The sequence below is a fragment of the Streptomyces sp. NBC_01341 genome (genome assembly GCF_035946055.1).
Taxonomy (GTDB): domain Bacteria; phylum Actinomycetota; class Actinomycetes; order Streptomycetales; family Streptomycetaceae; genus Streptomyces.
The window spans coordinates 5,387,844-5,401,412 of the sequence record NZ_CP108364.1 but is presented as its reverse complement, the minus strand read 5'-3'; the positions used below and the strand labels follow the sequence as shown (position 1 = coordinate 5,401,412).

General features: G+C 72.2%; 10 protein-coding genes. 8 read left to right on the top strand and 2 right to left on the bottom strand.

The window, feature by feature from the left end; translation table 11 throughout:
- Positions 1-26 precede the first annotated feature (26 nt).
- Positions 27-230 (bottom strand): hypothetical protein, encoded by a 204-nt coding sequence (locus OG206_RS23720; RefSeq protein ID WP_327119322.1) that lies wholly within the window; start codon positions 228-230, stop codon positions 27-29.
- A gap of 86 nt (positions 231-316) precedes the next feature.
- Here OG206_RS23720 and OG206_RS23715 point away from each other — a divergent pair, with 86 nt between their 5' ends.
- Together OG206_RS23715 and cobT are read left to right on the top strand one after the other, a co-directional pair.
- Positions 317-1,519 carry a bifunctional adenosylcobinamide kinase/adenosylcobinamide-phosphate guanylyltransferase gene (locus OG206_RS23715; protein WP_327119320.1) on the top strand — a complete coding sequence of 401 codons (1,203 nt, stop codon included), beginning with the start codon at positions 317-319 and terminating at the stop codon, positions 1,517-1,519.
- Between the two features lie 112 nt (positions 1,520-1,631).
- On the top strand, positions 1,632-2,780 hold the full coding sequence (gene cobT / locus OG206_RS23710) for a nicotinate-nucleotide--dimethylbenzimidazole phosphoribosyltransferase (RefSeq protein ID WP_327119318.1): 1,149 nt from the start codon (positions 1,632-1,634) through the stop codon (positions 2,778-2,780).
- 26 nt (positions 2,781-2,806) lie between these two features.
- Here the strand turns inward: cobT and OG206_RS23705 are convergent, their stop codons facing one another.
- The gene (locus tag OG206_RS23705) at positions 2,807-3,580 is read right to left on the bottom strand and encodes a hypothetical protein (RefSeq protein ID WP_327119316.1); all 774 of its coding nucleotides are present in this window, start codon (positions 3,578-3,580) and stop codon (positions 2,807-2,809) included.
- Between the two features lie 87 nt (positions 3,581-3,667).
- On the opposite strand from OG206_RS23705, the gene OG206_RS23700 reads away from it, so the two are divergent.
- The 6 genes from OG206_RS23700 (at position 3,668) to aceE (ending at position 13,540) form a co-directional block, all read left to right on the top strand.
- Complete coding sequence (locus tag OG206_RS23700) at positions 3,668-4,450, top strand: adenosylcobinamide-GDP ribazoletransferase (RefSeq protein ID WP_327119314.1); 783 nt, start codon at positions 3,668-3,670, stop codon at positions 4,448-4,450.
- A 210-nt stretch (positions 4,451-4,660) separates the two neighbouring features.
- Complete coding sequence (locus tag OG206_RS23695; RefSeq protein ID WP_327119312.1) at positions 4,661-6,214, top strand: leucyl aminopeptidase; 1,554 nt, start codon at positions 4,661-4,663, stop codon at positions 6,212-6,214.
- Positions 6,215-6,556: 342 nt separating this feature from the next.
- The gene (gene lpdA / locus OG206_RS23690) at positions 6,557-7,945 is read left to right on the top strand and encodes a dihydrolipoyl dehydrogenase (protein ID WP_327119310.1); all 1,389 of its coding nucleotides are present in this window, start codon (positions 6,557-6,559) and stop codon (positions 7,943-7,945) included.
- A gap of 57 nt (positions 7,946-8,002) precedes the next feature.
- Positions 8,003-9,817 carry a 2-oxoglutarate dehydrogenase, E2 component, dihydrolipoamide succinyltransferase gene (sucB, locus tag OG206_RS23685; protein ID WP_327119308.1) on the top strand — a complete coding sequence of 605 codons (1,815 nt, stop codon included), beginning with the start codon at positions 8,003-8,005 and terminating at the stop codon, positions 9,815-9,817.
- Between the two features lie 149 nt (positions 9,818-9,966).
- Positions 9,967-10,590 (top strand): GntR family transcriptional regulator, encoded by a 624-nt coding sequence (locus tag OG206_RS23680; protein ID WP_327119306.1) that lies wholly within the window; start codon positions 9,967-9,969, stop codon positions 10,588-10,590.
- Positions 10,591-10,858: 268 nt separating this feature from the next.
- The gene (gene aceE, locus OG206_RS23675) at positions 10,859-13,540 is read left to right on the top strand and encodes a pyruvate dehydrogenase (acetyl-transferring), homodimeric type (protein ID WP_327119304.1); all 2,682 of its coding nucleotides are present in this window, start codon (positions 10,859-10,861) and stop codon (positions 13,538-13,540) included.
- Positions 13,541-13,569: the final 29 nt, after the last annotated feature.

Genomic DNA, 13,569 nt, shown 5'->3' with positions numbered 1-13,569 from the left:
CCGGGGTCCGGGCGGGTCAGGGAGCCTCAGTCGGCCTGGAGACTCATGGGTCCGTAGATCTTCGTCGCGTCCTCGAAGAGCGACACCTGGTCCGCGCCGCCTTCCAGGAGCTCCTTCCAGAACTCACCGATCCAGGACTCCGCGTCGCCCTGCGTCGTGAACTCCTCCGGCTGCAGCGCCGGCTCCGTCTCCGTACCGTCGGACTTCTCGAACCGCCACGTCCACGCCATGTCCGCCTCCTGGGTCACGTTGCTCCCAGAAGACTAGTGGGTGTGCCGGGCGCGCAGGTGCTTCACTGACACGGGAGGATCGGAGCGTGGAACTGACTCTGCTCGGCACCGGAGCCCCTGACGGGCTGCCGCGGCCCGACTGCCCGTGCGCCGTCTGCGCGTCGTCCCGCGGTGCGCGGGCCCGCGCCGCCACCGCGCTGCTCGTCGACGACGCACTGCTGCTGGACCTCACACCGGGAGCCGTGTTCGCCGCGGCGCGCGCCGGGCGTTCGCTCTCGGGCGTGCGCCAGGTGCTGCTGACCCATCCTCATGACGGGCCGGCGGTGGAACTTCCCGCCTCTCTGCCCGCCGCCGGACGGGTGCCGGACGGCCAGGAGCTGACACTGATCAGCGGCCACCGGGTCCGCGCCATGGCGATGGACGCGCCGGGCACCGGCTACGAGGTGACGTCGCCCGAGGGCGAGCGCCTGCTCTATCTGCCTCCCGGGGCCTCCCCCGCCGGTCTGGCCGATCCGTTCGCCGAGCCCTACGACATGGTCGTGTGCGACGTGCTCGGCCGGCCGGACGCCGTGGCCAGGCTGCGGGCCGTCGGGGCGGTCACCACCGCCACCGAGGTCGTCGCGGTCCACCTGGACCACGACGCGCCGCCCGGTGCCGAGCTGGACCGGCGGCTCGCGTCCGCCGGGGCACGGGCCGCGCCGGACGGGACGACCCTGCCGGTGGGCGCGTACCACGCCGTGCCCGAGGTGCCCCGGCGCACGCTGGTGACGGGCGGTGCCCGGTCGGGGAAGTCGGTGGAGGCCGAACAGCGCCTGGAGACGTACCCCGAGGTGGTGTACGTGGCGACGGGTGGCCGCCGGCAGGGCGATACGGAGTGGGAGGCCCGGATCGGGCTGCACCGGGAGCGCAGGCCGGCGGCGTGGCGCACCGAGGAGACGTGCGAACTGGCGGGACTGCTGGAGCAGGACGGGCCGCCCCTTCTGATCGACTGCCTGTCGCTGTGGCTGACGGACGCCATGGACCGGGTGGACGCGTGGGACGACACCGGGTGGACGGACGGCGGGCAGGAGAAGCTGCGCGAGCGGGTCGCCGAGCTGGTCCGCGCGGTGCGCGGAACGCGTCGTACGGTCGTCGCGGTGACGAACGAGGTCGGTTCGGGCGTGGTTCCGGCGACGGCCTCCGGACGGCGCTTCCGGGACGAACTGGGCCGCCTGAACGCCGCGTTCGCCGCCGAGTGCGAGGAGGTGCTGCTGGTGGTGGCCGGGCGGGCCCTGGTGCTGCGCGGCTGATCGCCGTGGGGTGCGGGGACGGGGAGGCGTGCGGGGCTGCCGGGTACTGTTCCCGACAGGAACCCCCAGCGGGTTCCGGCCCACCCTGTGACGACCCGCGAGGCAGACCCCCGTGAATCTGGACGACTTCTCCGACCTGATCGAACGCCCCGACGGGGGTGTGCGGCGTGACGCCGAGGAACGCCGGGAACGGCTGGCCGTGCCCGTGGGCGCCCTCGGCCGGCTCGACGAACTGGGTGAATGGCTCTCGGCCGCCCAGCAGTCGGTGCCGGTCAAGCCGGTGGACCACCCGCGCGTCGTGCTGTTCGCCGGGGACCACGGGGTCGCCGAGCTGGGGGTTTCCGGCCGGGCCGCCGGGACCGCGCACCAGCTGGTACGGGCCACGCTGGACGGCGCCAGCACCGTCGCCGTGCTGGCCCGCCGCCTCTCCGTGCCGGTACGGATCGTGGACGCCGGCCTGGACTGCGACCCCGAGCTGCTGCCGGACGCCGTCGTGCGCGACCGGGTGCGGCGGGGCAGCGGCCGGATCGACATCGAGGACGCGCTCACGGCCGAGGAGGCCGAGCGGGCCGTACGCCTCGGGATGCGCGTCGCCGACGAGGAGGCCGACTCCGGCACGGACCTGGTGGTGCTGGGGGATCTCAGCGTCGGCGGTACGACGGCGGCCTCGACCCTGATCGCGGCCCTGTGCGGCACGGACGCCTCGGTGGTGACCGGGCGCGGTGGCGCCCGCATCGACGACCTGGCGTGGATGCGCAAGTGCGCGGCGATCCGGGACGCGCTGCGGCGGGCCCGCCCCGTACTCGGTGACCAGCTGGAGCTGCTGGCGGCGGTGGGCGGCGCGGATCTGGCGGCGATGACCGGCTTCCTGCTGCAGAGCGCGGTGCGCCGGATGCCCGTGGTGCTGGACGGCGTGGTCTCGGCCGCGTGCGCACTGGTGGCCCAGCGGGCGGCCTTCCGGGCTCCCGACTGGTGGCTCGCCGGCCAGGTGAGCGGCGAGCCCGCGCAGGCGAAGGCGCTGGACCGGATGGCTCTGACACCGCTGCTGGACCACGGGGTGACGGTCGGTGAGGGGAGCGGCGCGCTGCTGGCCCTTCCGCTCGTCCAGGCCGCGGCGGCGCTCGCGGCGGAACTCCCCGAGCGGGTACGGGAGTCCGCCGGGGACGAGGAGAAGCCTTCCGAGGACGCCTCGCAGGACGTGGACCGGGCGGAGGACGGCGAGGCGCCCGGGGACCCGCGGCCCGCGGGGACGACCGCCTGAGCGTCTCAGAGCCTGTCGGGTGGCCCTCAGGGACCGGCACCGGGCCGGGGCCCCGGGAGCGGGGTCCTGTCCGGAGCCCCGCCGATCAGGTCCTGGAAGCGGCGCCGGGGTCCGGCCCAGCGCACGTCGTGGTGATAGGCCCTCAGCACCGCTCTGGCGCGGGCCCTGTGGCGGCGTCGGTAGAAGCGCTTCGCCCAGAGCGAGGCGGGCCGGGCCAGCCGGATCGCCCCGATCAGCGCGATGAACGGGATGAGGGTCCCGATCACCGCCATCCGGGCCTTGCCCTTGAACAGGGCGATGAGCACGAAGCCGAAGTTGGCGACGTAGGTCAGGACGACGCCCAGCCTGCCCTGCTGCTGCTCACCCGTCAGCTCGTCCACGCCGAGCGGTGAGAAACCGAGCAGCACGAGCAGGACGAGCGAGGCGGTGAGGACGACGACCTCCACGCTCTGCCGGCCCTCCTCGGTCCAGTACACGTCGTCCAGGTGCAGGATCAGCGCGAACTCGTCGAGCACGAGGCCCGCGCCGAGGCCGAAGACGACCGCGAAGACCCCGGCGGTCACGCCCTGCTGACCGCTCGCGACCGCGCCGAACCCTCCGACCACCGAGAGCACGACGCCCGGCACCACGTGGTGGACGTGCACACCGCCGGGTGTGATGTTGCGGAACGGCCCCTTCCCCGCTCTGATCAGGCGGGTGATCATCCGGGTGACGGCGAAGGTCAGCACGAAGGCGCTCAGGGCGATCAGCAGCGGGAGCTTGCCAGGCTCGACGATGTTCTGCTGGAACCAGTGACCCATGCCACCTCCATCCGGAGACCCACCTATGCGGCTTTCGAGCTACTTTGCCCCATCTGGCGCCCGGTCACACCGGCTAGCGTGCGCGCGGTGACCTCCCTGAACAGCCACGGCCTGCGTTTCGCCTTCGGCACCCTGACCGCGCTCCCCGTCCGCGTCACCCGCTGGGACCGCGGAACCGCCCGCGCGGGCATGCTGTGCGCTCCGCTCGCCGGGCTCGCCGTGGGCCTGCTCGCGGCCGTCCCGGGGAGCCTGCTGCTGCTCGGCGGGGCGGGACCGCTGGTGGCGGCGGTCGCCTCCGCCGCGCTCCCGGCCGCGGTGACCAGAGGGCTGCACCTGGACGGGCTCGCGGACACCGCCGACGGGCTCGGCAGCGCGAAACCGGCCGAGGCCGCCCTGCGGATCATGAAGCAGTCGGACATCGGCCCGTTCGGCGTGGTCACCCTGCTGTTCGTGCTGCTGGCGCAGGTCGCCGCCCTCTTCGAGCTGTACGGCCGCGGATGGGCCGACGGCGCGCTGGGCACGGTGGCCGCCGCCGTCACGGCCAGGCTCGCGCTGACGCTCGCCTCGCGCCGCGGTGTCCCGGCGGCGCGACCGGAGGGCCTCGGCGCGGCGGTGGCGGGTACGGTGCCGCCGCCGGGTGCGGCGGCGGCGGCCTGCGTCGTGGTCGCCTGCTGCGCGGGGGGCGGCGCCCTGCTGGGCGGACACGGCGCGGCCCTTCACCAGGCGCTCGCGGTCCTGGCGGGCACCGGCGCCGCGCACCTGATGCTGCGTCACTGCGTGCGGCGCTTCGGCGGGGTGACCGGCGACGTGTTCGGCGCACTGGAGGAGACCGCGGCCACCACGGCCCTGCTGGCGCTGGCGCTGGGCTGACCGGCCGGGTCCGAGCGGAGGCCGCCAGGGGCCCTGCGGGCGCCGCACCGCGCACCCCCGCCCACCGGACGGCCCCGCCCCCGTGAGCCCGGGACCCGGGCGCGCGTAGGCTCATTACCGGCACATTGCGGCGGCGTCCGCGATGTGCCGGGCCCGGTCGGCCCACCCCTCGACCGGCACACAACTCAACGGAAGCGAGATTCCACCACCGTGACTGCTCTCACTCTCAGCACCTCAGGTGCGGCGACGCTGCGCGCCGACGCACTCGTCGTCGGTATCGCCAAGGGCGCTGGGTCCAAGTCCGGGGGCCTGGTCGTGGCACCGGGCGCCGAGGCCGTGGACAAGGCGTTCGACGGAAAGCTCGCCGCCGTCCTGGAGACCCTGGGCGCCTCCGGGGCCGAGGGCGAAGTGACCAAGCTCCCCGCCCCCTCCGGCCTGAAGGCCCCCGTCGTCATCGCGGTCGGACTCGGTCCGGTCCCGGAGAAGGACGAGGCCTACGACGCCGAGACGCTCCGCCGGGCCGCCGGCAGCGCCGCACGTGCGCTGAAGGGCTCGAAGAAGGCCGGATTCGCGCTGCCGACCGAGTCCGTCGAGGATGCCTCGGCCGTCGCGGAGGGTGCCCTCCTCGGCGCGTACGCCTTCACCGCCTACCAGGGCGGCGAGAACAAGCTCGCCCCCAAGGGCGCCAAGCCCGACGCCAGGAAGCTGCCGCTCGGCGAGGTCGCCCTGCTCGGCACCAAGCCGCGCGACAAGGCCTTCAAGGCGGCCGCCGAGCGCGCCGTCGCGGTGGCCGAGGAGATCAACCGGGCCCGCGACCTGATCAACACCCCGCCGAACGACCTGTACCCCGAGTCCTTCGCAGCCGTGGCCACCGCCGCCGGCAAGGAGCACGGCATCAAGGTGCAGGTCCTCGACGAGAAGGCGCTCGTCAAGGGCGGCTACGGCGGCCTGCTCGGCGTCGGCCAGGGCTCCACCCACGGACCGCGCCTGGTCAAGCTGGCCTACACCCACCCCAAGGCCGAGAAGACCCTGGCCCTCGTGGGCAAGGGCATCACCTACGACTCGGGCGGCATCTCGCTCAAGCCGGCCGGCCACAACGAGACGATGAAGTGCGACATGAGCGGCGCGGCCGCCGTGTTCGCCGCCGTCGTCTCGGCGTCCCGCCTCGGCCTCCAGGTCAACGTCACCGGCTGGCTGGCCCTCGCCGAGAACATGCCCTCCGGCAACGCCACCCGCCCGGGTGACGTGCTGCACATGTACAGCGGCAAGACCGTCGAGGTCCTCAACACGGACGCCGAGGGCCGTCTGGTCCTCGCCGACGCGCTGACCCGCGCCTCGGAGGAGAAGCCCGACGCCATCGTCGACGTCGCGACCCTGACCGGTGCGATGGTCCTCGCCCTCGGCAACCGCACCTTCGGTGTGATGTCCAACGACGACGCGTTCCGTACGTCGATCCACGAGATCGCCGAGGAGGTCGGCGAGGCCTCGTGGCCGATGCCGCTCCCCGCCGACCTGCGCAAGGGCATGGACTCCCCGACCGCCGACATCGCCAACATGGGCGAGCGCATGGGCGGCGGCCTCGTGGCCGGTCTGTTCCTCAAGGAGTTCGTGGGCGAGGGCATCGCCTGGGCGCACCTGGACATCGCGGGCCCGGCGTTCCACGAGGGCGCCCCGTACGGCTACACGCCCAAGGGCGGCACCGGTTCCGCGGTCCGCACCCTGGTCAAGCTGGCCGAGCGCACGGCGGCCGGCGACCTCGGCTGAGGTCCGGGCCGGCCGTCCCGCACGGACGCTCCACCCGCGGTGCTCGCGCGCCGTACACGGCCCCGGGCATACGTCCGGGGCCGTGGGCGTTCACCCTTCGGCTCCGACCGGCTTTTTCCGGAGATCTGTACGCATCGGTAACCGTTCGGGCCCGGTGATCGTCCGGCCCGGAGCAGGGGCCCGCGTCCCGTCCGCCCGCAACAAGTGCGAAGATGGGTTCTCGGCAGGACAGGGCCCCCACCACAGGGCCGAATAACGCAAGCGGCCGAACACCAGCCGACCGGCCGGTCACACCCCAGCGACGGGGCCCGGCATACGGCGCACATGCATGGAGGACGTGACGTGGCGAACGACGCCAGCACCGTTTTCGACCTAGTGATCCTCGGCGGTGGCAGCGGCGGTTACGCCGCGGCCCTGCGCGGAGCTCAGCTGGGCCTGGACGTCGCACTGATCGAGAAGGGCAAGGTCGGCGGCACCTGCCTGCACAACGGCTGCATCCCCACGAAGGCGCTGCTGCACGCCGGCGAGATCGCCGACCAGGCCCGCGAGGCCGAGCAGTTCGGCGTGAAGGCCACCTTCGAGGGCATCGACATGGCGGCCGTCCACAAGTACAAGGACGACGTGATCTCGGGCCTCTACAAGGGCCTGCAGGGACTCATCGCCTCGCGCAAGGTCCACTACATCGAGGGTGAGGGCCGCCTGTCGTCGGCCACCTCGGTGGACGTGAACGGCGAGCGCGTACAGGGCCGCCACGTGCTCCTGGCGACCGGCTCCGTGCCGAAGTCGCTGCCGGGCCTGGAGATCGACGGCAACCGCATCATCTCCTCGGACCACGCGCTGAAGCTGGACCGTGTGCCCAAGTCCGCGATCGTTCTGGGCGGCGGCGTCATCGGCGTCGAGTTCGCCTCGGCGTGGAAGTCCTTCGGCACCGACGTCACGATCGTCGAGGGCCTGAAGCACCTCGTCCCGGTCGAGGACGAGAACAGCTCGAAGCTCCTGGAGCGCGCGTTCCGCAAGCGCGGCATCAAGTTCAACCTCGGCACCTTCTTCGACAAGGCCGAGTACACGCAGGACGGCGTGAAGGTCTCCCTCGCCGACGGCAAGACCTTCGAGGCGGAGGTGCTGCTGGTCGCGATCGGCCGCGGTCCCGTCTCCCAGGGTCTGGGCTACGAGGAGGCGGGTGTCGCGATGGACCGCGGCTACGTCCTCGTCGACGAGTACATGCAGACCAACGTCCCGACGATCTCTGCCGTGGGCGACCTGGTCCCGACTCTCCAGCTCGCGCACGTCGGCTTCGCCGAGGGCATCCTCGTGGCGGAGCGTCTGGCCGGCCTCAAGACCGTGCCGGTCGACTACGACGGCGTGCCGAAGGTGACGTACTGCCACCCCGAGGTCGCTTCGGTCGGCATCACGGAGGCCAAGGCCAAGGAGATCTACGGCGCGGACAAGGTCGTCGCGCTCAAGTACAACCTGGCGGGCAACGGCAAGAGCAAGATCCTGAAGACCGCGGGCGAGATCAAGCTCGTCCAGGTCAAGGACGGTGCCGTGGTCGGCGTCCACATGGTCGGTGACCGTATGGGCGAGCAGGTCGGCGAAGCCCAGCTGATCTACAACTGGGAGGCGCTGCCGGCCGAGGTCGCGCAGCTCATCCACGCCCACCCGACGCAGAACGAGGCCATGGGCGAGGCACACCTGGCCCTGGCCGGCAAGCCCCTCCACTCCCACGACTGATCAAGTCCCGGGCGACGACCGACCACATCCGCACTTTTGTAAGGAGCAACTGAAACCATGTCGGTTTCCGTAACCCTTCCGGCGCTCGGCGAGAGCGTCACCGAGGGCACTGTCACCCGTTGGCTGAAGGCCGAGGGCGAGCGCGTCGAGGCCGACGAGCCGCTGCTCGAGGTCTCGACCGACAAGGTCGACACCGAGATCCCGGCCCCCGCTTCGGGCGTGCTCTCGTCCATCAAGGTCGCTGAGGACGAGACCGTCGAGGTCGGCGCCGAGCTGGCCGTCATCGACGACGGTTCGGGCGCACCCGCGGCCGAGTCCGCGCCGGCCGCCGAGCCGGAGGCCGCTCCGGCCCCGGCCGCCGAGGCCCCCGCCCCCGAGGCGCCCGCCGCCGAGGCCCCCGCTGCGGAGGCCCCGGCCCCCGCAGCCGCCCCGGCCGGTGGCGCCTCCGGCACCGACGTCACCCTCCCCGCACTCGGTGAGAGCGTCACCGAGGGCACCGTCACCCGCTGGCTGAAGGAGGTCGGCGAGGAGGTCGCGGAGGACGAGCCCCTGCTCGAGGTCTCCACGGACAAGGTCGACACCGAGATCCCCTCCCCCGTCGCCGGTGTGCTGCTGGAGATCGTCGTCGGTGAGGACGAGACCGCCGAGGTCGGCGCCAAGCTCGCCGTCATCGGTGCTCCGGGGGCCGCACCCGCCGCTGCTCCGGCCGCCGCCGCACCGGCCCCCGCCGCCGCACCCGCCGCTGCTCCGGCCGAGGCCGCACCGGCCCCCGCCGCCGCTCCGGCTCCGGCGGCACCCGCCCCGGCCGCACAGGCTCCGGCACCCGCCGCACCGGCACCCGCAGCACCGGCACCCGCAGCCGCACCCGCGCCTGCGCCTGCCGCGCCCGCCCCGGCCGCGCAGGCTCCGGCGCCGGCCGCCCCGTCCGCGCCTTCCGGTGACGACGGCGCGTACGTCACGCCGCTGGTCCGCAAGCTCGCCGCCGAGAACGGCGTCGACCTGGGTTCGGTCAAGGGCACCGGCGTCGGTGGCCGCATCCGCAAGCAGGACGTCGCCGCCGCCGCGGAGGCCGCCAAGGCAGCCGCCGCCGCTCCGGCTCCGGCCGTCGCCGCTCCCGCGGCCAAGGCCGCGCCGAAGCTGGAGGCGTCCCCGCTGCGCGGTCAGACGGTCAAGATGACCCGCATGCGCAAGCTCATCGGCGACAACATGATGAAGGCGCTGCACTCGCAGGCCCAGCTGACCACGGTCCTCGAGGTCGACATCACGAAGCTGATGAAGCTGCGCAACCAGGCGAAGGAGTCCTTCGCCGCCCGTGAGGGCGTCAAGCTGTCCCCGATGCCGTTCTTCGTGAAGGCGGCGGCCCAGGCGCTGAAGGCCCACCCGGTCGTCAACGCCCGGATCAACGAGGACGAGGGCACCGTCACGTACTTCGACTCGGAGAACATCGGCATCGCCGTGGACGCCGAGAAGGGTCTGATGACCCCGGTCATCAAGGGTGCGGGCGACCTGAACATCGCCGGTATCGCGAAGAAGACCGCCGAGCTGGCCGGCAAGGCGCGCGGTGGCGGCCTGACTCCGGACGACATGTCCGGCGCGACCTTCACCGTCAGCAACACCGGTTCGCGCGGCGCGCTGTTCGACACGGTCATCGTGCCCCCGAACCAGGCCGCCATCCTGGGCATCGGTGCCACGGTCAAGCGTCCGGCGGTCATCGAGACGGCGGAGGGCACGGTCATCGGCATCCGTGACATGACCTACCTCTCGCTCTCCTACGACCACCGTCTGGTGGACGGCGCGGACGCCGCCCGTTACCTGACCACGGTCAAGGCGATCCTCGAGGCGGGCGAGTTCGAGGTCGAGCTCGGTCTCTGAGCGGTACGGCTGTAATCAGCCTCACCAGCGGCGCCCCCGTCCGGAACACTTCCGGGCGGGGGCGCCGCCGTATTGTCTAGACACCACCGGTCGTTCCCGGCCGCCGTTGTCGGTGCAGGCATCAACGGTTCGCCACGAAGGAGCCCCTCATGACCCCGCCCGTCGTCCACTCGCTGCGCGAACAGATCCGCGAGCACATCGTGGAGGGAATAGTCAGCGGGCGCTGGAAGCCGGGTGAGCGGATCGTGGAGCGCCGCATCGCGACGGAGCTGGAGGTCAGCCAGACCCCGGTGCGCGAGGCGCTGCGCGAGCTGGAGACGCTCCGGCTGATCGAGTCGGCTCCCAACAAGGGCGTCCGGGTGCGCAGCCTGACGGCGGCGGACCTGGAGGAGAGCTATCCCGTGCGGGCGGGGCTGGAGCAGATCGCGGCCGAGCTGGCGGCCCCGGCCCTCGGCGAGGACTGCTCGGCGCTCGCTCCGCACGTGGCGGCCCTCTACGAGGCGGACCGGCTGGCCGACGGCGAGGCGCAGGTGCGGCACACGGTGGCCTTCCACCGGGAGATGGTGCGGGCCGCCGGGAACGCCGTTCTGCTGCACACCTGGGAGGGGCTGGGCATCGAGGTGTTCACGGCTCTGTCGATCCGCTGGCTGGGCACGGTGCAGAAGTCGTACGCGGAGGAGCACGAGGCGCTCATCGAGGCGTTCCTGCGGCGGGACCCGCAGATCGCCGTCCTGGTGAAGGAGCACGTCCTCGGGTGCGCCCCGCGCGCGTGAGAGGCGGCCTGACCTGCGCGCCCATCTGCGGCGCCGGGCGCTCTGCTGTGCACCTCGAGGTCCGGTTCACCCCTTTGATCCCGTCACTCCGTGCCCTGTTTCGCGGCACCGCATGCCACTTTTCTTCATATCGAGAAGTTTTGCCCTTCATCCTTTGATCGATCATCGATCGGCGACTTACAGTTCACTCGCGGGCCCACCGGCCCGATCGCCCTGTCCTGCCAGCCAGGGCCTTCTCCACCCCCCTCCACTCCGGAAGGCGGCGATCATGACCGACCCCGTAGCAAAGCTTCCGAGCGAGCTCGACCAGCTCCCGGACCGCGACCCCGAGGAGACCGCCGAATGGGCGGCCTCCCTGGACGCCGTCACCAAGGCCGCGGGCCCGCACCGCGCCGCGTACCTGATGCGGCGCTCGCTCCAGCACGCCGAGGGCGCCGGCATCGCGCTGCCCAAGCTGCTGGAGACCGATTACGTCAACACCATCCCCACCTCCGCGGAACCCGCCTTCGACGGCGACCTGGAGATGGAATCCAAGATCACCGCGTGGAACCGCTGGAACGCGGCCGCGATGGTCACCCGGGGCGCCCGGTACGGCGTCGGCGGCCACATCGCCACGTTCGCCTCGGCGGCCTGGCTGTACGAGACCGGCTTCAACCACTTCTTCCGCGGCAAGGAGGGTGACGGCTCCGGCGACCAGCTCTACATCCAGGGCCACGCCTCGCCCGGCATCTACGCCCGCGCCTTCCTCGACGGCCGCATCAGCGAGCAGCAGCTCGACAACTTCCGCCAGGAGTCGGGCGGTGACGGCCTGCCGTCCTACCCGCACCCGCGGCGGCTGCCCTGGCTGTGGGAGTTCCCCACCGTGTCGATGGGCCTCGGCCCGCTCTCGGCCATCTACCAGGCGCGCTTCAACCGCTATCTGGCGAACCGCAACATCAAGGACACGTCGAACTCCCACGTCTGGGCCTTCCTCGGCGACGGCGAGATGGACGAACCCGAGTCGACCGCCGCCCTCGCCCTCGCGGCGCGTGAGCAGCTCGACAACCTGACCTTCGTCATCAACTGCAACCTGCAGCGCCTCGACGGCCCCGTCCGCGCCAACTTCCGCGTGGTGCAGGAGCTGGAGGGCGCGTTCCGCGGAGCCGGCTGGAACGTCATCAAGACGCTCTGGGGCAACGCCTGGGACGAGCTGTTCCAGCTGGACACCACGGGCGCGCTGATCCGCCGCCTCCGCGAGGTCCCGGACGCGCAGTTCCAGACGTACGCCACCCGCGACGTGGCCTACATCCGCGAGCACTTCTTCGGCACCGAGCCCGCGCTCGCCGAGCTGGCGAAGCTGCTGAGCGACGCGAAGATCGCCGAGTGCTTCTACAGCTCCCGCGGCGGCCACGAGGCCCGCAAGGTGTACGCGGCCTACCGTGCCGCCGTCGAGCACAAGGGCGCGCCGACCGTGATCCTGGCCCAGACGGTCAAGGGCTACACGCTCGGCAAGGGCTTCGAGTCCAAGAACGCCAACCACCAGATGAAGAAGCTGTCGATCGACGAGTTCAAGGGCATGCGCGAGCTGCTCGGCCTCCCGATCCCGGACAGCGCCTTCGAGGACGGGCTGGTCCCCTACGGCCACCCGGGAGCCGACTCCCCCGAGGTCCGTTACCTCCAGGAGCGCCGTGCCGCCCTCGGCGGTCCGGCCCCCGCCCGCCGGGTGCACGCCGTGGCCCTGCCGGAGCCGGAGGAGCGCGCCTTCAAGGCCCTGTACAAGGGCTCGGGCAAGCAGGAGATGGCGACCACCATGGCGTTCGTCCGCCTGGTGAAGGACCTGATGCGGGACAAGGAGACCGGCAGGCGCTGGGTTCCGATCGTCCCGGACGAGGCCCGTACCTTCGGTATGGAGTCGCTGTTCCCGTCGGCCGGGATCTACTCGCCGCTCGGCCAGACGTACGATCCGGTCGACCGCGACCAGCTGATGTACTACAAGGAGGCCAAGGACGGCCAGATCCTCAACGAGGGGATCACCGAGGCCGGCGCCATGGCCGACTTCATCGCCGCCGCCACGTCGTACGCGACGCACGGCGAGACGATGATCCCGTTCTACATCTTCTACTCGATGTTCGGCTGGCAGCGGACCGGCGACCAGATGTGGCAGCTCGCCGACCAGCTCGGCAAGGGCTTCATCGTCGGCGCCACCGCGGGCCGCACGACGCTGACCGGTGAGGGCCTGCAGCACGCGGACGGCCACTCGCACCTGATCGCATCCACGAACCCGGCGTCGCTCAACTACGACCCGGCGTTCGCGTACGAGATCGCGGTGATCGTCAAGGACGGTCTGCGGAGGATGTACGGCCAGGCGGCCCCCGGCGAGGACTCGGACGTCTTCTACTACCTGACGGTCTACAACGAGCCGAAGCAGCAGCCCGCGATGCCCGAGGGCGTCGAGGAGGGCATCGTCAAGGGCCTGTACCGCTTCAAGGAGGGCGCGCCGGCGGCTGAGGACGCCCCGCGCATCCAGCTCCTCGGTTCGGGTACGGCGATCCACTGGGTCCTGGAGGCCCAGGAACTGCTCGCCGCCGACTGGGGTGTCACGGCCGACGTCTGGTCCGCCACCTCGTGGGGCGAGCTGCGCCGCGACGCGCTGGACTCCGACGCGGCGCTGCTCCGCGGCGAGGAGCGCGTGCCGTACGTGACCCAGGCGCTCTCCGGCGCGCCGGGCCCGGTCCTCGCGGTCAGCGACTGGATGCGCGCGGTACCGGACCAGATCAGCCAGTGGGTGGAGCAGGACTGGTCCTCGCTGGGCACGGACGGCTTCGGCCTCTCCGACACCCGCGCGGGTGCGCGCCGCCACTTCGGGGTCGACGCCGAGTCGGTCGCGGTCGCCGCGCTGGCCCAGCTCGCCCGCCGCGGCGAGATCCCGGCCTCGAAGGTCAAGGAGGCCCGGGAGAAGTACGGGATGTGAGTCCTCGGCGGGGGCGGGTACCGGGTTCG

Bases quoted from the DNA above. Each gene is read 5' to 3' on its own strand.
- OG206_RS23680 (WP_327119306.1), top strand. From the start codon at position 9,967: ATGACCCCGCCCGTCGTCCACTCGCTGCGCGAACAGATCCGCGAGCAC.
- aceE (WP_327119304.1), top strand. From the start codon at position 10,859: ATGACCGACCCCGTAGCAAAGCTTCCGAGCGAGCTCGACCAGCTCCCG.
- OG206_RS23720 (WP_327119322.1), bottom strand. From the start codon at position 230: ATGGCGTGGACGTGGCGGTTCGAGAAGTCCGACGGTACGGAGACGGAG.
- OG206_RS23705 (WP_327119316.1), bottom strand. From the start codon at position 3,580: ATGGGTCACTGGTTCCAGCAGAACATCGTCGAGCCTGGCAAGCTCCCG.
- sucB (WP_327119308.1), top strand. From the start codon at position 8,003: ATGTCGGTTTCCGTAACCCTTCCGGCGCTCGGCGAGAGCGTCACCGAG.